Source organism: Pantoea sp. Aalb (genome assembly GCF_009829985.1).
Classification (GTDB): Bacteria; Pseudomonadota; Gammaproteobacteria; order Enterobacterales; family Enterobacteriaceae; genus SZZU01.
Genome location: NZ_SZZU01000001.1, coordinates 156,572 through 176,871, shown reverse-complemented (window position 1 = coordinate 176,871; position 20,300 = coordinate 156,572). Strand labels below are relative to the sequence as shown.

The window sequence follows — 20,300 nt, the reverse complement described above, 5'->3', positions numbered from 1 at the left end:
TATAAATATATGTAGTACATATATTTATATTAAATTATTTATTATTGAATAATATAAATAAAATTTCTTTGATAAATAAAGATCTTCAATTAATAATTATTTTTTATTTATTTTTATATATAAAAAAGATAGATGTCTTAATAAAAATATGGATTCTTCTTTTTAAGAAGATGTATTGCACATATTAATATATTTACGATACATCTTCTATTGTGTACATATAATATACTGACTCAATTTTTAAAAAAATAAATATATTTACAAGAATTAAATTCAATTAATAATCGAATTTAATTTCAAAACTCTATTGGAGATTTTTAATGCTCAATAAAGTAGGTCTCACATATGCTGATTCTGGTGTTAATATTAATACTAGTAATAATTTAATTAGTATTATCAAAAATGCAGCATATAAAACTCGACGTCCAGAAATAATAGGAGAATTAGGTGGTTTCAATACTCTTTGTTCAATACCACAAAAATATCGAGAGCCTATATTAGTTTCAGGAACTGATGGTGTTGGCACTAAACTTCGTTTAGCAATTGATCTAAAACACCATCATAGCATTGGTATCGATCTTGTTGCAATGTGTGTTAATGATTTAGTAGTTGTAGGTGCTGAACCAATTATTTTTCTAGATTATTATGCGACTGGCAAATTAGAACTTGATATTGCATCAGTAGTTATTACTAGTATTGCTAAAGGATGCTTGGCATCAGGTTGTACATTAGCAGGAGGAGAAACTGCTGAGATGCCTACTATGTATCAAGATAAAGATTATGATATAGTTGGTTTCTGCATAGGTATAGTAGAAAAATCAAAAATTATTAATATTTCTAAAGTACAGGATGGAGATGTATTAATTGCATTAGCTTCTAACGGCTTGCACTCAAATGGATATTCTCTAGTACGCAAGGTCTTAAAAGTAAGTAACACAGATCCTAAAACCAAACAATTAGATAGTAAATTACTAGTAGATTATCTTTTGGCTCCTACTCGTATCTACGTAAAAAATATATTAAATTTAATGAAAAATATTAATCTTCATGCCATCGCTCATATTACAGGAGGAGGATTTTGGGAAAATATTCCTCGTATATTACCAAATAATACCCAAGCAATAATTGAAGAAAGTAGTTGGCAATGGCCACCTATTTTTAAATGGTTACAGAAATCAGGAAATATAGATCGCTATGAAATGTATCGTACTTTTAATTGCGGTGTAGGAATGATTATTATCTTAAATTCAACAGATGCAGATAAAGCAGTTCAATTAATGAATGATTATGGTGAACGAGCGTGGAAAATTGGAGTAATAAAAAAATCTAGTGCAAAAGAGCGTGTGATTATTAAGCCATGAAAAAATTAGTTGTATTAATTTCAGGCAATGGAAGTAACCTTCAATCAATTATTGATGCTTGTGCAAACAAATATATTAATGCTAACGTAGTAGCTGTTTTCAGCGATAAACCTAAAGCATATGGGTTAATTCGTGCTCAAAATGCTAATATACCTATTCATGTTTTAAGTGATAAAAATTTTGTTAACCGCGAAATATTTGATTCTCATTTAATTCAAAAAATTGAATTATATACTCCAGATTTAATAATTCTAGCTGGTTATATGAAAATTTTAAGTGATTTTTTCATTATAAAATATCACAAGAAAATAATAAATATCCATCCTTCATTATTACCAAAATATCCAGGACTTTATACTCATCGTCAAGTTTTGAAAAATAGAGATAAAGAACATGGTACAACAGTACATTTTGTTAATAATAAATTAGATGGTGGTCCAATTATTTTACAGTCTACTATTCCGGTATTTATCGAAGATACCGAAAAAGAAATTATAAAACGAGTAAAGTACCAGGAACATATTATTTATCCATTGGCAATAAGATGGTTTATAGAAGATCGGTTAGAAATAAGAAAAAATGTTGTAACATTAGATGGTCTTATCTTACCGAGTCAAGGATTATTATATAATAAATAATTAATTATTCCCATTCGATAGTTGCTGGTGGTTTACTAGAAATATCATAAACAACACGAGATATTCCATTAATTTCATTAATAATTCTATTTGAAACACGACATAAAAAATCATACGGCAAATTGACCCAATTTGCTGTCATGAAATCAACAGTTTCAACCGCTCTTAATGCAATAATCCAATCATATGTACGACTATCTCCCATAACACCAACAGAACGAACTGGAAGAAATATAGTAAAAGCTTGGCTTACTTTATTATATAAATTTGCTTTATGTAATTCTTCAATAAAAATAGAGTCAGCATGTCGTAGTAAATTACAGTATTCTTTCTTTACTTCACCCAATATACGTATTGCTAAACCAGGACCTGGAAATGGATGACGGTAAAGCATATCATACGGTAATCCCAATTCAAGACCAATCTTACGAACTTCATCTTTAAATAGTTCTTTTAATGGTTCAATTAATTTAAGATTAATTTTTTTTGGTAAGCCTCCTACATTATGATGTGATTTAATTATATGGGCTTTTCCACCAGTCGTAGATTTTGCAGATTCAATAATATCTGGGTAGATAGTACCTTGAGCTAACCATTTTACATTAATTATTTTACTAGCTTCTTTTTCAAAGACTTCAATAAACACTCTACCAATAATTTTACGTTTAATTTCTGGATCTTGTTCTCCAATTAAAGCTTTAAAGAAATAATCTTCTGCTGAAACATATAAAATATTTAAACCGAAGTAATCGCCGAACATTTCTTTAACATGTTGTGCTTCATGGGATCGAAGTAACCCATTATCTACAAAAATACAAATAAGTTGTTTACCAATAGCATAATGTAATAATATTGCAGTTACAGATGAATCTATACCACCTGAAAGGCCAAGTATAACTTTATCATTACCTATTTTTTCACGAACATCTTTAATTATTTCTGTAATAATTTTTGATGGAATCCACAAAGGTTTACAATTACAAATATCATAAACAAAACGTTTTAATATATGTAAACCTTGAACAGTATGTGTTACTTCTGGATGAAATTGTACACCATAAAAGTGTTTTTTTTCATTAGCAATGATAGCAAATAAACAAGTTTCTGTACTCGCAATAGTAATAAAGTTTACTGGAATCGAAGTAACTTTATCACCATGACTCATCCAAACATTTAATATATGATTACCGTTTTTATTAATATCATCTTTTATATTATGTACTAATATACTTGGAGCTTTTAATTCCACTTGAGTGTAACCAAACTCACGTTTATTTGCTTTTTTAACAGTACCACCTAATTGCATTACCATAGTATGCATACCGTAACATATCCCTAATACAGGTATATTTAGTTCAAATATATATTTTGGTACACGTGAACTATTTAATTCAGTAGTACTTTCAGGACCACCAGAAAGAATAATACCGTTTGGATGAAATTGACTTATTTTCTCTTGACTAACATCATATGACCAAAGTTCACAGTATACTCCTAATTTACGTATACAACGTACAAGCAAATGTGTGTATTGAGAACCAAAATCTAAAATTAAGATACTATATTTATAATTTTTTTTATTTTTCATGAATAATATTTCCATGAAACATATTAATGTTAAAATAATTTAAGATAATAATAAATTTTTAATTATATTAGGACATTATAACTCCCATATGGTAGTTTGGTGACTCTTTAGTTATAGTTACGTCATGTACATGACTTTCATTTATACCAGCAGTACTAATACGAACAAACTCTGCTTTTGTACGCAGCTCATCAATAGTAGCACATCCAGTAAGTCCCATACAGGAACGTAAACCACCCATTTGCTGATGCACTATCTCTTTCAAGCGTCCTTTATATGCTACACGACCTTCAATTCCTTCTGGTACTAATTTATCAGCAGCATTATCACTTTGAAAATAGCGATCTGATGAACCTTTTGACATCGCACCCAATGAACCCATACCACGATAAGATTTAAAGGCACGTCCTTTATATAGTTCTATTTGTCCTGGAGCTTCTTCAGTACCTGCTAATATAGCACCTACCATTACCGCAGCAGCACCAGCTGCTATTGCTTTTGCAATATCACCAGATAAGCGTATACCACCATCAGCAATAACTGGAATACCAGTACTTTCTAGCGCTGCCACGGCATCAGATACTGCAGTAATTTGTGGAATACCTACTCCGGTAACTATACGGGTAGTACAAATAGATCCTGGACCAATACCTACCTTGACTGCACTAACACCAGCTTCTGCAAGTGCAAGTGCACCTTTACCAGTAGCTACATTACCACCAATAATATCTAAATGAGGATATTTAGCACGAGTTTGACGTATACGTCGTAAAACTCCTTCTGAATGACCGTGAGAAGAATCAATAAGTAATACATCAATACCTGCAGTAACTAAGGCATCAATACGTTCTTCGTTACCTATGCCTACACCTACTGCTGCTCCAACTCGTAAACGACCATGTTCATCTTTACATGCATTTGGTTTGCGTTCTGCTTTCTGAAAATCTTTAACAGTTATCATTCCTAATAAATGGAATCTATCGTCGACTACTAATGCTTTTTCAATACGTTTTTCATGCATTTTTTGCAATACAACACTACGTATTTCATCTTCTTTTACTGTTACTAAATATTCTTTTGGTGTCATTACTGCTGTTACTGGTTGCGTTAGATCAGTTACAAACCTTACATCACGGCTGGTAATAATACCTATTAATTCTTTTTTAATATTTACTACTGGGTAACCAGCAAAACCATTACGCTTTGTTAATTCTTTTACTTCTATTAAACTTGTAGTAGGTAGAACTGTCTGTGGATTCGTTACTACACCGCTTTCATATTTTTTTACTTTACGAACTTCATCTGCTTGACGTTTAATTGACATGTTTTTATGTATGCAACCTAAACCACCTTCTTGAGCTAATGCGATAGCTAGACTGGCTTCTGTAACAGTATCCATAGCAGCCGAAATAATAGGAATATTTAAACGAATATTTTTTGTTAGCTGAGTACTTAGCTCGGCTGTATTAGGTAAAACGGTAGAATAAGCAGGAACAAGTAAAACATCATCAAAAGCGAGAGCTTCTTTAGCAATTCTTAGCATAGCAATATCTCAACTTAAAGTAAAAATAGAAATATATAAAATATTGCTATAACAATATACAATTCTAAATAAATTATCTCTAGCCTTTTTTAGGAAAAGAATGAACTTTATAAAGTATAATAATATTTAATTTAAAATAGAATATTTTATAGATTTTGATTCAAGATAATTTTATTTAGTTATTTTTAATTAAATAGTAATAAAATTATACTATTTATACTACTAAATATATATAATTATTGGGATAATAATCCTTACATAAGAATATAAATTCTTCTAATTAATTATTAATTAATGTTTGTTGTTTTTCACATATTTTATTAAACGTTTACGTTTACGTTGTTGATTTGGAGTCAATATATTACGCTTAGCTGCATAAGGGTTAATGCTTTCTTTAAAAGAAATTCGAATAGGTGTACCGATTATATTTAAGGCATCACGAAAATAATTTATTAAATAACGCTTATAAGAATTGGATAAATCTTGCAATTGGTTACCATGAATAACGATAGTAGGTGGATTATATCCGCCTGAATGTGCATATTTTAGTTTTACTCGCCTTCGATTATGCACTAATGGCGGTTGATGATGATTTACAGCCATATTCATTATTCTGGTTAATAAAGCAGTACTGATATGCTTGGTAGCATCATCATATGCTTTATTAATCAATTTAAATAATTTATCAATACCAAGGCCATGTAAAGCAGAAATAAAATGAATATTAGCAAAATTAATAAAGCTAAAACGTAAGTTAATTGTTTTTTTTATTTGTATTTGGATGTTTTTAGACAAAATATCCCATTTATTGATTACAATTACTAAGGCACGACCATGATTTAATATTAAGTTAAGTAGTGATAAATCTTGATCTAAAACACCTTCATAAGCATCAATAACTAAAATTACTACGTTTGCACTTTCAATGGCTTTCAAAGTTTTCATTACTGAAAATTTTTCGACTATATTAGAAATTTTACTACGTTTTCGTACTCCAGCAGTATCAATTAATATATATTGGCGACTATAACGTTTCATAGGAATATAGACACTATCACGTGTAGTTCCTGGAATGTCATAAACGGTAACACGCTCTTCGCCAAGCATACAATTAATTAAAGTTGATTTACCTACATTAGGACGTCCAATAATAGCTAATTTTATTGGTATATTATCATTTTGACTAATTTTTATTGAATTAAAAGATTTATGATATTTTTCAGCAATTAAATTTTTCCAGTTAACATAACTTAAATCATTACTTGATATTTGTAAAGAAATCTTATCTATATACGGTAGTAAATCAGTTTCTAGTAGCTTAATTATTCCACGGTTATGTAAAGCGGTAATTGGATATATTTTCCCTAATCCAAGTGCATGATAATCTATCATTGCTGTTTCTAAATTCATGCCATCAATTTTGTTAGCTATTAGAAAAACTATTTTATTTTGCAAGCGTAAATATTTTGCAATTTCATAATCTGCAGATATTAGACCAATACGAGCATCTACCATAAATAATACTATATCAGCTTCTTTAATTGCTAATAATGATTGTTGATAACTAATATTTTTATTATTTTGTGAAGTATTATCAATACCACTAGTATCTATAAGAATAAATTTACGACCTTGTATTTTACATAGCCCATATATACGATCACGAGTTAAACCGGGAAAATCAGCTACTATTGCATCTCGAGTACGAGTTAAAGTATTAAATAAGGTAGATTTACCTACATTAGAATGTCCAACTATAACTACAACTACCACAATACTTTCCTCAGTTTAAAAATCAATTATGATACTATTAGCAATAAATAAATTAAAAGATAATCAATAGAAAATATTTGAAGATGTTCATAGTGTGATGGCATATAATTTGCCATCTTTAGATTGAATTAAGATTTTATTATCTGCTACTGTTAGTTCATTTTGAAAACCATAATTGTTTAATTTCTGTTGAGCTACAAGATTTCCATTAGATATATTAATCCAATATACATAACCTTTACTATCGCCGACTACTAAATATTTTTTAAACAATACTGGACATGTAAGATCGCGATGTACAAAATTATTTTGACGCCAAATAAATTTAGTGCCATCAATATTATATGAAAAAATAATATCATCCTGATCAACTAAATAAATACGATTTGCATTGATTATAATATTTTTTATATTTCCAAGTTTACGTCTCCATAAGATGTGTCCTGAATGTAAATTCAATGCTGTTAACTTTCCATTATATGCTGCTGCATACACCATATCATTTAAAATAATAGGAGTCATATCTACATCATGAAAGTAATCAATTGATCTTATGCCGCTAAGTTGAAATATACTTTGTTGCCAAAGTATTTCTCCCTGATCTAAAAGTATGGCTAATACTCGCCCATTATCAGTGCCAACAATAGCTAAACCATCCATAGTAATTGCTGGAGTAGATTCACCGCGTAATGATAAGGATGGTATCTCTATATTAATACTCCATTTAATTTTACCGTTATTCTTATCAAGTCCTTGTAACATTCCATTAGTTGTATGCAATAATACTAAACCATTATCACTAATTACTGGTGTTGATAATACTTCACCTGCTACTTGGCTTTTCCATGCTATACTACCATCGGTCTTATTTAGTGCATAAACAAATCCTCTTTCACTACCAATATATATAAGATCTCCATTAATAGTAATACCACTAGATAATAGAGCAGAGGTATAATTTGAGTAAATATCCTCTTTTTTAAAAAGAAATACTTTCCATTTTCTTTTGCCGGTATTAGCATTGAATGCTTTTACAACACCAAATCGATCAGCTGCATATACAGTATTATTTTCCCATACAGGATGTAGGGTTGAGTAGAAATCACCAAATCCATCACCTACATTAACATCCCATATGATTTTTGGTATAAATTTTTTCTTTACCTGAGAAAATAAAGAATTTTTGGCTATCTTTGCTTCTTTTTTATTTAATAGGGAACAACCATTCAGTAGAATGATAAAAAATAGTATTGGCAAAAAATATTTACGTGATTCCATGTACGTTATTTTCCTTGATTTAATTTAGATTATTTAATTTTTTTTGTAAATAGTGTATCAAATCAGGAGAAACTTGCGATTTAATTACTTTTGTCCATATATCACGTGCACCATCTTTATCACCTTTTTTTAATAAAGCTTCACCATGTATATAGTCTATAATACTACTCCAATTATTATTTTTAATTCTTTTAAGAGTAATAAGAGCTGTATTAAGTTGATTATTCTGTATTTGAATACGAGCTAAACGTAGAGATATTATTGCCTGTAAATTAATATCTTTAGTATCTTTTAATCCATATTCTAAAATATTTATAGCACTACTTAATTGATTTATATTAATATATTGCTTAGCTAAAAATAATGATGCTAATGCACCGTAAGTATTATGATTTTTAATAACAAAATTAGTCATATCTTTCATAGTTTTCAACTTATCAGTTTGTATGTTTTTCATTAAATTTTGGTACTGAATTGAACTAACTTTATACATTTTTTCTTGATAATTAGACCAAAAATACCAAAAACCAGCTATCGATATAACTCCGATAATCAAAATAAATATAAAGGAAGTACAATTTTTAGAAAAACATCTATTTAATGAATTTAATTTTTTATTTCTAAAGTAAAGTTCCACGTAATAATCTTCCTTTTAATAATTAAATATTCCTATGCTTATTGAAGTAATATTTGCAATATTTTAGTTATTTCAGATTGAGCTAGAATCTGCTGGTTTCCTGTACGCATGTCTTTAATAATAACTTGATCTGTCTGTACTTCATGTTCACCTAATATTAATGCTATACGTGCACCACATTTATTAGCACGAGCAAATTGTTTTTTTAAATTACTACCAAAGTTAGTTATTATTTTTACTGTAGGATCAGAGTCGCGTAACTTTTCTGCTAATTGAATAGCAGCACACTGTACACTTTTCCCTGATGCGATAATGTATCCATCTATAATATTTTTTGGTTGAAAAGTTTTATTAATAGTTTTTAATAATAATACTAAACGATCTAGTCCTATAGCAAATCCTATTGCTGGTGTAGGATGTCCGCCCATTTGCTTTACTAAACCATCATAACGACCACCACCACAGATGGTACCTTGTGAACCGAGGTTATTAGTTACCCATTCAAAAACAGTATCATTATAATAATCAAGGCCACGTACTAGGCGTTCGTTTACTTTATATTTAATACCGTTATTTTTTAATAATGTACATAAATTATCAAAATGTGCATGTGATTTTTTATCCAAAAAGTTACTAAGTGGTAATGCATAGTTAAGTAGTTTTTGAATAGTAGGGTTTTTACTATCTAGTATCCGTAAAGGATTAGTATACATACGTCGTATGCAATCATCATCTAATACATCCTTATGATGTTCTAAAAAATTTATTAAAGAACGACGATAACTATTACGTACTTCTAAAGAACCAATAGAATTTACTTCTAACTTAACATACTCTGTAATACCAAGTACTTTCCAACAGCGATAGCTTAATATAATTAATTCAGCATCAATGTCTGGTCCTTGCCAACCAAAACTTTCTACACCTATTTGATAAAACTGGCGATAACGTCCTTTTTGAGGTCTTTCATAACGAAACATTGGACCTATATACCATAATCGCTGTTGTTGATTGTATAAAAATCCGTGTTCAATACCGGCACGTACACAACCAGCAGTACCTTCTGGACGTAATGTGATACTTTCACCATTATTATCTTTAAAGGTATACATTTCTTTTTCAACTATATCAGTAATGTTCCCAATTGCTTTATTAAATAATGATGTATATTCAACAATAGGTAATCTAATTTCATTATAACCATAGCTAGATAATACTTGTCTTAACTTTTCTTCAATAAATTGCCAAATTATAATATCCGAAGGTAAATAATCTTTCATACCACGGATTGCTTGAATATTTTTTACCAAATTAAAATCCCTTAATCCTAAAACTTATTCAGTTCCACATTGGAATAAGTAATTATATTAATTCAATTATCTATAAACAATTATAAATTGTATCATTTTAATTTTTTTTCTATTCTTGAATCTTTTGTATTTTAATTAAATTACTATTATTAAGTATTTTAGCCTTAGCTCTAATACGTGTTTCTAATTGAGAAATAATATCTTGATTATCAATTCGATATTTTTGACGTATACCATCTTCATAAAAGCTACTTTTCTTGTTACCTCCAGCTATTCCTAATGTTGCTACCATAGCTTCACCAAGTCCATTTACTACACAACCAATAATAGATATATTCATCGGAGTCATAATATCTTCTAAGCGTTTTTCTAATTCATTTATAGTTCCAATAACATCAAATTCTTGACGTGAACAAGTTGGACAAGCAATAAAATTAATACCTCGTGAGCGGATGCGCAGAGCTTTTAATATATCATAACCAACTTTTACTTCTTCCACTGGATCAGCAGCTAATGAAATACGCAAAGTATCACCAATTCCTTCTGTTAACAGTATACCTAAACCAATTGCTGATTTAACTGAACCTGTACGTAAACTACCAGATTCTGTTATACCTAGATGTATCGGTTGGTCAATGGCTTGTGCTAATAAACGGTAAGACTTAACAGTAAGCAATACATCAGATGCTTTAACACTTACTTTAAATTGATCAAAGTTAAGACGATTAAGATAATCTATATGACGCATAGCGGATTCAAATAATGCTTCTGGTTTTGGTTCAATATATTTTTTTTGTATATCTTTTTCTAGAGAACCAGCATTTATCCCAATCCTAATTGGAATATTATGGTCACGTGCACAATGTACTACTTGTTTAATCCGTTCATAATTTCCTATATTACCTGGATTAATACGTAAGCAATCTACACCGTATTTAGCTACTTGAAGAGCAATACGATAATCATAATGAATATCTGCTACTAGTGGTACATTAACCTGTTTTTTAATTAATTTAAAAGCTTCAGCAGCATCCATACTAGGTACCGATATACGAACAATATCTACACCAGCTTGTTCCAACGCATAAATTTGATTAACTGTAGCTTGCACATCTGTAGTTTTAGTATTAGTCATAGACTGAACTGTGATAGGTGCACCATCGCCAATTGGTACCTTACCAACATAGATTCGTGTAGATTTATGTCGGACAATAGGTGCTTTATTATACATATTTTTCTCCATAAGTACCTTCAAGTTAGACTACGTTCCATTAGTATAACAACTAACAAGTTGATCATTATGAATAAAATATTTTTAAGTTAAACATATTATTTCTAAATATAGATAATATCTTGAATTTTTCTGTTATGAATTTATTTTTAAGAAAAGAAACCAATTTATCTGATAAAGATTTATTCTTTTAAATCATTAAAAAAATAATAAAAACTATTATAAAAATAATAATAAAACAAATAAAAATAATCAAAAAATAATTATTTTTTTTATTTTTTTTAATTTTTATTTTAGAAAAATTTTTTTGTGTTGTTATTATTGGTAGTAAATCATCTTCCGATACATGGACTAAACGCGCATAAGAACGAATATAACCACGAATGAAGGTGGATGCTAAACCAATTGTAAATTTATCCTCTTCAATATCACGTACAATAGAAACTTTTAGGCATAAACGTTCAGCGACATTTTGTTGAGTTAATCCTATCTGTTCACGAGCTAACCGTAAACAGCTACCTATAGAATGATGTGTTGTAGATTGCTTTTTAGTTCCTTCAGTATTCATTAGTTATATAACATTGGTACTGTATAATTTATAAAAACTTAATACTTATATCTACCAAGTAAACATAAGTCACGTATTTAGCTATAATTTTACTAAATTTTACTATTTTTTACCTTTTTTTCTTATATTTATTATTATATTGTAATAATACTTTATTTATTGTGATGAATAAAACATAATAGTTAATTTAAATTATTAATTCACCGCATTGAGTTAATTTTTATATTTTATAAAACTTTAGTATCTAATATCATAATTATACATATTAGTATAATATAGAATATTAATATTCTACTATTTTTATTTAATAGTTGAATAATAGATTATTAATATAATTAATAAATAATATTTCTATAAATAAAAATAAAGAAAGATAAAAAATAATCCATTATTAATAATAATTAATAGTTTGCTTTAATATCTAAAAAGTTATAAATAGTATATAAATACTACTTTAATTTTTAAAGTCTAAATTGTGATATTTTTAAAATTATTTTTTTATAAATAATTAATATTCATGGCATTTACTAATATAAATATTCTCTTAAAATATATAAAAATTATAATTTAAGAAATTTATAAGTTCAATTTACTATAATAAATAGTATAACTTAGAAAAATATTCTCTAATATAAAATATTGTAATTCATAGATTAGTAGATTTCGTTATAAATATTACGTTTAGTACGACTAATTACATTTCCAACTAATTGACCACAAGCAGCATCAATATCATTTCCTCTCGGTTTACGAACTATAGAAATAAATCCATGTTTTATTAATATTTCAGAAAAACGAACAATACGGTTATTAGAACTACATTCATAAAATGATCCAGGAAATGAATTCCAGGGTATTAAGTTTATCTTACAAGGAATATTTTTTAATAAAGTAGCTAATTCGTAAGCATGATCAGTACTGTCGTTTATGTGATCTAATAGAACATATTCAATAGTAATAACTCCCTTATTAGCATTACATTTTTCTACATATTGTTTTGCTGAATAAAGAATATCTTTAATATTATATTTCTTATTAATAGGCATGAGAGAATCGCGCAACTTATCATTAGGAGCATGAAGAGAAATTGCTAAATTGATATCAATCATATTCCTCATTATATCTAATGCAGGGACTATCCCAGAAGTAGATATAGTAATACGACGCTTAGAAAATCCAAAACCAAAATCGTCTAACATAATTCTTATTGCTGATACTACGTTATTTAAATTAAATAAAGGTTCTCCCATACCCATCATGACAATATTAGTAATAGGACGACGATGACTAATATTTTTTTCAGCACTAATTCTTTTTATAGCTAACCAAATTTGACCGATAATTTCTGAAACATGTAAATTACGATTAAAACCTTGTTGAGCTGTTGAACAAAATTTACAATTTAAAACACAACCTATCTGTGAAGATAAGCATAGAGTTGCACGGTTTTTTTCCGGAATATAGACAGTTTCAACTAATTGATCTTTTACACAAACTGCCCATTTAATAGTACCATCCTTAGAGTGACTTTCTTTAACTATTTTTGGAGTACGAATTTCAGCAATTTGCATAAGTTTATTTCGTAATACTTTAGTAAGGTTAGTCATATATCTAAAATCATCACAAAAATAATGATATATCCATTTCATTATTTGATCAGCACAATAATATTTTTCGCCCATTTCAACAAAAAATTGACGCATATGTTGACGACTAAAATCTAATAAATTAACTTTTATTTTCTGAGGAATAAAAACCACAGGTAAGATACATGATGACTTAAGAATTTGTTTAGGCATAAATTTTCTTTTGATTTCTTTTATTTATTTACTTCACTGTAGATAAATAATACAATTACGTATCTCATAAAATTTTATAATTTTTTTAAAAATCAAGTTCTCAAATAAATTTCATCTTTACTAAAAAAATAAGCAATTTCTCGCTTTGCAGACTCTAAAGAATCAGAACCATGTATTATATTTTCAATTAAGCTATCTGAATAATCAGAACGTAATGTACCAATTAAAGCCATTTCAGGATTAGTAGAACCAATCAATTCTCTTTGACCCTGAATAGCATTTTCTCTTTTCAGTACAGAAATTACAATTGGACCAGAAACCATAAAATTAATTAAATCTTTATAGAAAAAACGGTTTTTATGTTCAGAATAAAATCCTTCTGCTTGTTCATTTGTTAAATGAAGCATTTTTAAAGCAATAATTTCAAAATTAGCACTTTCAAACCGTTGATATATAGTACCAATTAAATTTTTAGCAACAGCGTTTGGTTTAATAATAGAAAAAGTGTATTCAATTGCCATCAATCATCCTAAATAATTATTATTTTTGATAAATTAATATGTTTTAAAAAGTTTTTTGAGTCTTTTAAAAAATGTTAACTATTAGTAAACTATTATAAAATATATAAAATTTTATTTTAATTATATTATTTTTTTCAAAATAATATGAAAAATATAATACAAGCATGTTACTATAAATACTAAAATATTAGAAGCAAAAATATAAATAAAAAATTGAGAAAAATTTATATTTTATTTACTACATCGTTAATTAGATTAATAGCATATTGAATTTCTTCTGTAGTAGTAAATCGACCAAAAGAAAAACGTAATGAGCTTTGTGCTACTTTTTGTTCCAGACCCATAGCACGTAATACATAAGAAGCTTCTAGTCTAGAAGAAATACATGCAGAACCAGAAGAAATGGCTAGATTTTTTAATGCCATAATAAGTAATTCACTTTCTATATTAATAAAACTCACGTTTAGAATATTAGGTGCTCCATACTGGAGCGAACTATTAAAGGTAACATTGAGAGCATTAAGTCCATGCCATAATTTTTGACGTAATACTTCAAGACGCACGATTTCTTTGTTATCTTTTAATTCATGACATGCAAGACGACATGCCTCGCCCATACCAACAATTTGATGTACAGGTAATGTACCAGAACGAATTCCACGTTCTTGTCCACCACCATGCATTTGTGGTTCTATTTGTACAGGTGGTTTGCTGCGTATCCATAATACCCCAATACCCTTTGGACCATAAATTTTATGTCCTGAAAAAGAAAGAAAATCAACTGGTAACTTATCAACATCAATTGGTAATTTCCCTACACTTTGAGTAGCATCAACGTGAAATAGAATATTATGTTCATGGCATATTGTACCTAATGCTGCAATATCTTGTATGATACCAGTTTCGTTATTTACATGCATTAAAGATACTAATATAGTATCTTTACGCAAAAATGATTTAAGCAATTCAGTTGTAATAATACCTTTAATATTGGGCTTTAGAAATTTTATTTCAAAACCTTTCTGTTTAAGTGCTATACAACTATCAATAACTGTTTTATGTTCGGTTTTACTAGTAATAATATATTGTCCACGTGATTTATAAAAGTATGCTACGCCTTTAATAGCTAAATTATTAGCTTCGGTTGCACCAGAAGTAAAAACAATTTCTCTTGAGTCAGCGTTGATTAACTGAGCAACTTGATTACGAGCTAAATCAACTGCTTCTTCAGCTTGCCAACCAAAAATATGAGAATATGATGAAGGATTACCAAAAATCCCATTTAATGTAAGGCATTGTAGCATTTTATTCACAACACGGGGATCTACTGGTGTAGTAGCCGCATAATCTAAGTAAATCGGTAACTTCATTACACTAAAAATCCATGTAGAAATAGTAAATTTTACAAATCAATTTTATATTAATAAATAAAATTAAACAAAAAATTGCTAAAAGCATGAATTAATATTTTTTAAAAAAAATAGCAAAAATATTTTTTGATTATATTAAAATTTGTAATTATTAGTTTTTAACTAAAAAAGCTTAATTTTAGAAAATCATATCAGATTATTATCTATAAAAATATAATTAGTTTAGTTATGTAACTAAAAATTTTTTATTTTAATTCGCTTAATTATATAAGCAATTATTTTAAAACTTTTTTAAAGTTATATATAAAAGAATATTTATAATTCTTTTTAAGAATATTTTGATATTAATTTTTATATTATAAATTACTCATCATACACGACTTGAACTATTGATATACAATTATAAAATAAAATAACATTTTAATTAATTTAAAATATTGAATAATGCATAATAAAATCTTGATTAATTATCATTAATCATCTATTAGTAAGTAAAGTTATTTATTAATTACTAACTTTGTATTTAAAATATTGTAGTGAGATATTTAAATCTATTTTTAAATATTATATAATTAAATTAAAAATTCTATAAATTTAATTGAATCTCTATTGAAATGATATATAATTTTAGATATATTTATTTATTCTAAGCATAGTTAGATATTGATTGAACTTATTATATAAATACTATTTTCTAGCTCCTGAATATCCAATGAGATATACCGATGCATCCGATGCTGAATATTGCTTTACGTGCTGTGCGTAAGGCGGGACATTTGATTACAAAAAATTATGAAAATCCGGATATCATCGAAAATAATAAGAAAATTAAAAGTAATTTTATTACTAAAATTGATTATGTAGAGGATATACTTATTGAAATAATTCATAAATCTTATCCAGAACATACAATCATTACTAAAAAAAATGGTGACTTAGTTAATAATCAAGACATTCAATGGATAATAAATCCACTAAATGGTCGTAATAATTTTATTAAACGTTTCCCTCATTTTTCTATTTCTATTGCTATAAGAATTAAAGGACGTATCTCAATAGCAGTAATTTATGATCCAATGCGTAATGAGCTATTTACTGCAGTACGAGGACAAGGAGCGCAGCTTAATGGTTATCGTTTGCGTGGTAGTAATGCAAGGGAGCTAAAAGGTAGTATTCTAGCAATCGGTTGCCCTTTTAAGCGAAAGACTAATTCACATGATTATACTTACTTAAATTTACTAAATAAAATATATAATCAACATGCTGATTTTCGTTATACTGGGTGTAAAGCATTAGATTTAGCTTACGTAGCTGCTGGCCGTGTTGATGGTTATTTTGAATATGGCCTAAATCTATGGGATATTGCGGCCGGAGAACTATTAGTACGAGAAGCTGGTGGTATCATTACTGACTTTATTGGTGGGCATAACTATATAGATTCAGGTAATATTGTTGCTAGTAATACACGTATATTAAAAATAATATTATATAATATGAATAATGAATTCATTGATTAATTAAAACATTAATAACTGAAATAAGGCGGTTGAAAATCCAGCCGCCTTTTTTATTATTGAGATTGATTGTTTAAAACATAGTTATTATGTTGATTACGTCTACCTATATGTCCAAATATTGCAGAAAATATCGCTTCTATTAGTAATATAAAAAAGACAAACCAACTTGCCTTAGTAGTAGCAGCAGTTATACTATCTGTTAATTTACGAGTTTTTTGTTTATTTTCCTCGTACATGATTTGTACTGCCTTTTGATAATTCTGTTTAGTTTGTTTAATAATTTTTTCTATTTCCTGAAAATTTTTATTAGTATGTAATTTTATAATGTTTCTTAATTTATCACAATCTATAGCTGCTAAGTGATTAGAGTTACGGTTAATAACATTTTTAATCCAATCATTAATATCTTTATCAATATCTCGTACATTTTTAATATTATCTTCAATTGGATTTTGAGTAGTATTATATACTGGACCAATATTAGTATTACTTTGAAATTTTTCTGATTGTAATTCTATTATATTAGTTTGTTGCAACATATTCTGTAATGTATTTTGTAAATTATCAAGATTAAGGCTATTGTTTTGTTTTTTTCCCGGTACTAAATTATCTATTGAAGGTAAAACATTAGAGATTGTATGATGATTATCAATTGGATTTATATTAGGTTTTATAATATTAAAAGCACACGTAATTAAACCATTAGCTAAAGACATTGTCAGCCATAAAGTAATAATAGTACTAGTGCCAAACATTAACAAACCATGCAATAAACCATCATATTGCGCCATTCGACCAGCTATATAACTTCCTATTGATATTGCAAATAACATGTTAAATATAGTCCAAACCAAAGTACCTGTACCAAGATATTGAATGGTATTTTGTTCTTCTTGTGGATTAATAGTAGTAGTACCAATAGCTATACCTAAAAGTCCTAGTAAAATATGTATAGTCAGCGTAGTAATTACTCCAGCAAAAATTGCACTCCAAGAAATGCGCTTCATCAATAATACTTCTTCACCTTCGTAAACGATTTTTCCAGTAGGATTATTAATCCAAGTTTCAGACATAATCGTTCTCCTCTTAGATCAAAATATAAAACAATAAACTGCATAAGAATAAAAATACTAAACTTTTTAATTGTTACTATTTCAGCTTAGACAGAGAACGATATTTTCTCCAGAAAGATACTAAGTTAATTTATTAAAGAAAAATAAATGTAAATAATATTTATTATATATATTAAAAATAAATTACATTATTTTTATATTCTTAAAATATTTTAATTAAAGCTTAAATTTTCCTTAAATAAAAACTATAACTAAAATTAATCTATTCATCTAATATAGAAAATGTATATTAAGCTTATGATTTTATTATAATAATATATTGATAATACTCAAGACTTTTTCTTATGCAAAAAAAATATTGTAATTATCTTACTTTGAAATTGATTTTATGAATCATTTTATATATTATTATATTGTAATTATAATATAATAAATTAAAGTAATTGTTAAAAATAATTAATAAACCATAAAGACTAACTAATAATAATTTACAAACTAATGAGTCTTATATTTTAAATCAAACATATCGTTATCTTTTATAAAGATTATTTTTTATAAATAAAACTTTTAATTTTTTATTAATTATTAAAAATAAAATATTTAATATTAAATTAGTTTAGATAAACAGGCAAACAAGAGCAAATATATAACACCTTCTTTTTAATACGTTCAATGATAACATTATCATTGATGTTATCTAATATAGTAGCAATCCAATTTGCTAGCTCACGCACTTCATTTTCTTTAAAGCCACGTCTAGTAACCGCTGGTGTCCCAATACGAATACCAGAAGTAATAAGAGGACCTTTGGGATCATTGGGAATACTATTTTTATTTACAGTAATATTAGCTCGACTTAAAGCAGCATCTGCTTCTTTACCAGTTATTTTTTTGTTTATTAAATCTATTAAAAATAAGTGATTGTAAGTATTATTAGAGACAATAGTGTAACCACAATTAATTAATTCTTCTACCATAACTCTAGCATTTTTCAACACTTGGACCTGATAGGTTTTAAACTTTGGATGCATTGCTTCTTTAAAGGCAATAGCTTTACCTGCAATAACATGCATCAATGGACCACCTTGACTACCAGGAAAAACAGCGGAATTTAATCTTTTATATAGATTTGGATTTCCATTTTTTGCTAAAATTAATCCACCTCGTGGTCCAGCTAAAGTTTTATGCGTAGTTGAAGTTACAATGTGAGCATGTGGAAGTGGATTTGGATAAAGATCTGCAGCAATTAAACCGGCAACATGTGCCATATCAACAAAAAAGTATGCATTTACATTATTAGCAATTTGACGCATTGTAGCCCAATCACATATACCAGAATAAGAAGAAAACCCACCAATAATCATTTTAGGTTTATGTATTTGAGCAAGTTGAGCTAGCTCATCATAATTAATTTTACCATTTTTATCTATCCCGTAAGAAATTACTTTATATAACTTACCAGATAAATTTACTGAAGCACCATGTGTTAAATGACCTCCATGTGCTAAGTGCATACCTAAAATTGTATCTCCTGGCTTAAGAAGAGCACTATACACTGCAAAGTTGGCTTGAGAGCCAGAATGTGGTTGAACATTAGCATAATCTGCATTAAAGAGTAATTTAGCACGTTCTATTGCTAATCTTTCAATAATATCAACATATTGACATCCACCATAATATCGATTTCCTGGATATCCCTCAGCGTATTTATTTGTTAATTTTGAACCTTGTGCCTGCATAACAAGTGGACTTGTATAGTTTTCAGAAGCAATAAGCTCAATATGTGTCTCTTGACGTATTCTTTCTTGTTCTATTGCCTGCCATAATTCCGGATCATAATCGGCAAAATTTATATTGCATTCTAACATTCATATGCCTCTAATAAAATAACTATAATTCACTTAATTAAACATTAAGATAAATAATATAATAAGATTATTAAATATATATAATAAGTAATGTACTAATTTATTTATATTCAATATAAATAAAATTTAAATATCATTTAAATTTTTTAAAATTTGAATTATTTAATATTTATTAATTATAAATTGTACTTTATATACTAAACTTAAAAATAAATAAATAAATTA

At 27.7% G+C, this 20,300-nt stretch carries 16 protein-coding genes; 3 read left to right on the top strand and 13 right to left on the bottom strand.

Translation table 11 applies throughout. The features are described 5' to 3' along the window. Positions 1 to 320 precede the first annotated feature (320 nt). The gene (purM, locus tag FD728_RS00665; RefSeq protein WP_159933801.1) at positions 321 to 1,361 is read left to right on the top strand and encodes a phosphoribosylformylglycinamidine cyclo-ligase; all 1,041 of its coding nucleotides are present in this window, start codon (positions 321 to 323) and stop codon (positions 1,359 to 1,361) included. Further along, the gene (purN, locus tag FD728_RS00660) at positions 1,358 to 1,999 is read left to right on the top strand and encodes a phosphoribosylglycinamide formyltransferase (RefSeq protein ID WP_159933799.1); all 642 of its coding nucleotides are present in this window, start codon (positions 1,358 to 1,360) and stop codon (positions 1,997 to 1,999) included. Before purM ends, purN begins: the two co-directional genes overlap by 4 nt. Positions 2,000 to 2,003: 4 nt before the next feature. On the opposite strand, the gene guaA is transcribed toward purN, so the two are convergent. From guaA to FD728_RS00605, 11 genes are all read right to left on the bottom strand, one after another. Beyond that, complete coding sequence (guaA, locus tag FD728_RS00655) at positions 2,004 to 3,587, bottom strand: glutamine-hydrolyzing GMP synthase (RefSeq protein WP_159933797.1); 1,584 nt, start codon at positions 3,585 to 3,587, stop codon at positions 2,004 to 2,006. Positions 3,588 to 3,654: 67 nt separating this feature from the next. Continuing rightward, positions 3,655 to 5,130, bottom strand: a complete 1,476-nt coding sequence (gene guaB, locus FD728_RS00650; RefSeq protein WP_159933795.1) for an IMP dehydrogenase — start codon at positions 5,128 to 5,130, stop codon at positions 3,655 to 3,657. Between the two features lie 291 nt (positions 5,131 to 5,421). Further along, positions 5,422 to 6,906 (bottom strand): ribosome biogenesis GTPase Der, encoded by a 1,485-nt coding sequence (gene der / locus FD728_RS00645; protein WP_159934454.1) that lies wholly within the window; start codon positions 6,904 to 6,906, stop codon positions 5,422 to 5,424. Between the two features lie 84 nt (positions 6,907 to 6,990). Further along, on the bottom strand, positions 6,991 to 8,181 hold the full coding sequence (bamB, locus tag FD728_RS00640; RefSeq protein ID WP_159933793.1) for an outer membrane protein assembly factor BamB: 1,191 nt from the start codon (positions 8,179 to 8,181) through the stop codon (positions 6,991 to 6,993). Between the two features lie 19 nt (positions 8,182 to 8,200). Further along, positions 8,201 to 8,818 (bottom strand): tetratricopeptide repeat protein, encoded by a 618-nt coding sequence (locus tag FD728_RS00635; protein WP_159933791.1) that lies wholly within the window; start codon positions 8,816 to 8,818, stop codon positions 8,201 to 8,203. A gap of 38 nt (positions 8,819 to 8,856) precedes the next feature. Beyond that, positions 8,857 to 10,128, bottom strand: coding sequence for a histidine--tRNA ligase (hisS, locus tag FD728_RS00630; RefSeq protein ID WP_159933789.1), 1,272 nt, complete (start codon positions 10,126 to 10,128; stop codon positions 8,857 to 8,859). Between the two features lie 109 nt (positions 10,129 to 10,237). Then, positions 10,238 to 11,359 carry a flavodoxin-dependent (E)-4-hydroxy-3-methylbut-2-enyl-diphosphate synthase gene (ispG, locus tag FD728_RS00625; protein WP_159933787.1) on the bottom strand — a complete coding sequence of 374 codons (1,122 nt, stop codon included), beginning with the start codon at positions 11,357 to 11,359 and terminating at the stop codon, positions 10,238 to 10,240. A gap of 190 nt (positions 11,360 to 11,549) precedes the next feature. Further along, entirely contained in the window at positions 11,550 to 11,927 is a 378-nt protein-coding gene (locus FD728_RS00620; RefSeq protein ID WP_159933785.1) for a helix-turn-helix domain-containing protein, read from the bottom strand. Positions 11,928 to 12,580: 653 nt separating this feature from the next. After that, the gene (gene rlmN / locus FD728_RS00615) at positions 12,581 to 13,726 is read right to left on the bottom strand and encodes a 23S rRNA (adenine(2503)-C(2))-methyltransferase RlmN (RefSeq protein ID WP_159933783.1); all 1,146 of its coding nucleotides are present in this window, start codon (positions 13,724 to 13,726) and stop codon (positions 12,581 to 12,583) included. A gap of 92 nt (positions 13,727 to 13,818) precedes the next feature. After that, positions 13,819 to 14,247 carry a nucleoside-diphosphate kinase gene (gene ndk / locus FD728_RS00610; protein ID WP_159933781.1) on the bottom strand — a complete coding sequence of 143 codons (429 nt, stop codon included), beginning with the start codon at positions 14,245 to 14,247 and terminating at the stop codon, positions 13,819 to 13,821. Between the two features lie 224 nt (positions 14,248 to 14,471). Next, positions 14,472 to 15,617, bottom strand: coding sequence for an IscS subfamily cysteine desulfurase (locus FD728_RS00605; RefSeq protein WP_159933779.1), 1,146 nt, complete (start codon positions 15,615 to 15,617; stop codon positions 14,472 to 14,474). 725 nt (positions 15,618 to 16,342) lie between these two features. Between FD728_RS00605 and suhB the strand changes: the two genes are divergently transcribed. Further along, the gene (gene suhB, locus FD728_RS00600) at positions 16,343 to 17,134 is read left to right on the top strand and encodes an inositol-1-monophosphatase (RefSeq protein WP_159933777.1); all 792 of its coding nucleotides are present in this window, start codon (positions 16,343 to 16,345) and stop codon (positions 17,132 to 17,134) included. A gap of 53 nt (positions 17,135 to 17,187) precedes the next feature. Here the strand turns inward: suhB and FD728_RS00595 are convergent, their stop codons facing one another. Together FD728_RS00595 and glyA are read right to left on the bottom strand one after the other, a co-directional pair. Then, a complete protein-coding gene (locus FD728_RS00595; RefSeq protein ID WP_159933775.1) occupies positions 17,188 to 18,207 on the bottom strand; it encodes a TIGR04086 family membrane protein in 1,020 nt (339 codons plus the stop codon). Positions 18,208 to 18,818: 611 nt separating this feature from the next. Then, positions 18,819 to 20,075: a serine hydroxymethyltransferase gene (gene glyA / locus FD728_RS00590; protein WP_159933773.1), complete on the bottom strand. Its 1,257-nt coding sequence runs from the start codon at positions 20,073 to 20,075 to the stop codon at positions 18,819 to 18,821. Positions 20,076 to 20,300: the final 225 nt, after the last annotated feature.

Coding starts and splice junctions, on each gene's coding strand:
- purM (WP_159933801.1), top strand. CDS start 321: ATGCTCAATAAAGTAGGTCTCACATATGCTGATTCTGGTGTTAATATT.
- purN (WP_159933799.1), top strand. CDS start 1,358: ATGAAAAAATTAGTTGTATTAATTTCAGGCAATGGAAGTAACCTTCAA.
- guaA (WP_159933797.1), bottom strand. CDS start 3,587: ATGAAAAATAAAAAAAATTATAAATATAGTATCTTAATTTTAGATTTT.
- guaB (WP_159933795.1), bottom strand. CDS start 5,130: ATGCTAAGAATTGCTAAAGAAGCTCTCGCTTTTGATGATGTTTTACTT.
- bamB (WP_159933793.1), bottom strand. CDS start 8,181: ATGGAATCACGTAAATATTTTTTGCCAATACTATTTTTTATCATTCTA.
- ispG (WP_159933787.1), bottom strand. CDS start 11,359: ATGTATAATAAAGCACCTATTGTCCGACATAAATCTACACGAATCTAT.
- FD728_RS00620 (WP_159933785.1), bottom strand. CDS start 11,927: ATGAATACTGAAGGAACTAAAAAGCAATCTACAACACATCATTCTATA.
- rlmN (WP_159933783.1), bottom strand. CDS start 13,726: ATGCCTAAACAAATTCTTAAGTCATCATGTATCTTACCTGTGGTTTTT.
- ndk (WP_159933781.1), bottom strand. CDS start 14,247: ATGGCAATTGAATACACTTTTTCTATTATTAAACCAAACGCTGTTGCT.
- FD728_RS00605 (WP_159933779.1), bottom strand. CDS start 15,617: ATGAAGTTACCGATTTACTTAGATTATGCGGCTACTACACCAGTAGAT.
- suhB (WP_159933777.1), top strand. CDS start 16,343: ATGCATCCGATGCTGAATATTGCTTTACGTGCTGTGCGTAAGGCGGGA.
- FD728_RS00595 (WP_159933775.1), bottom strand. CDS start 18,207: ATGTCTGAAACTTGGATTAATAATCCTACTGGAAAAATCGTTTACGAA.
- glyA (WP_159933773.1), bottom strand. CDS start 20,075: ATGTTAGAATGCAATATAAATTTTGCCGATTATGATCCGGAATTATGG.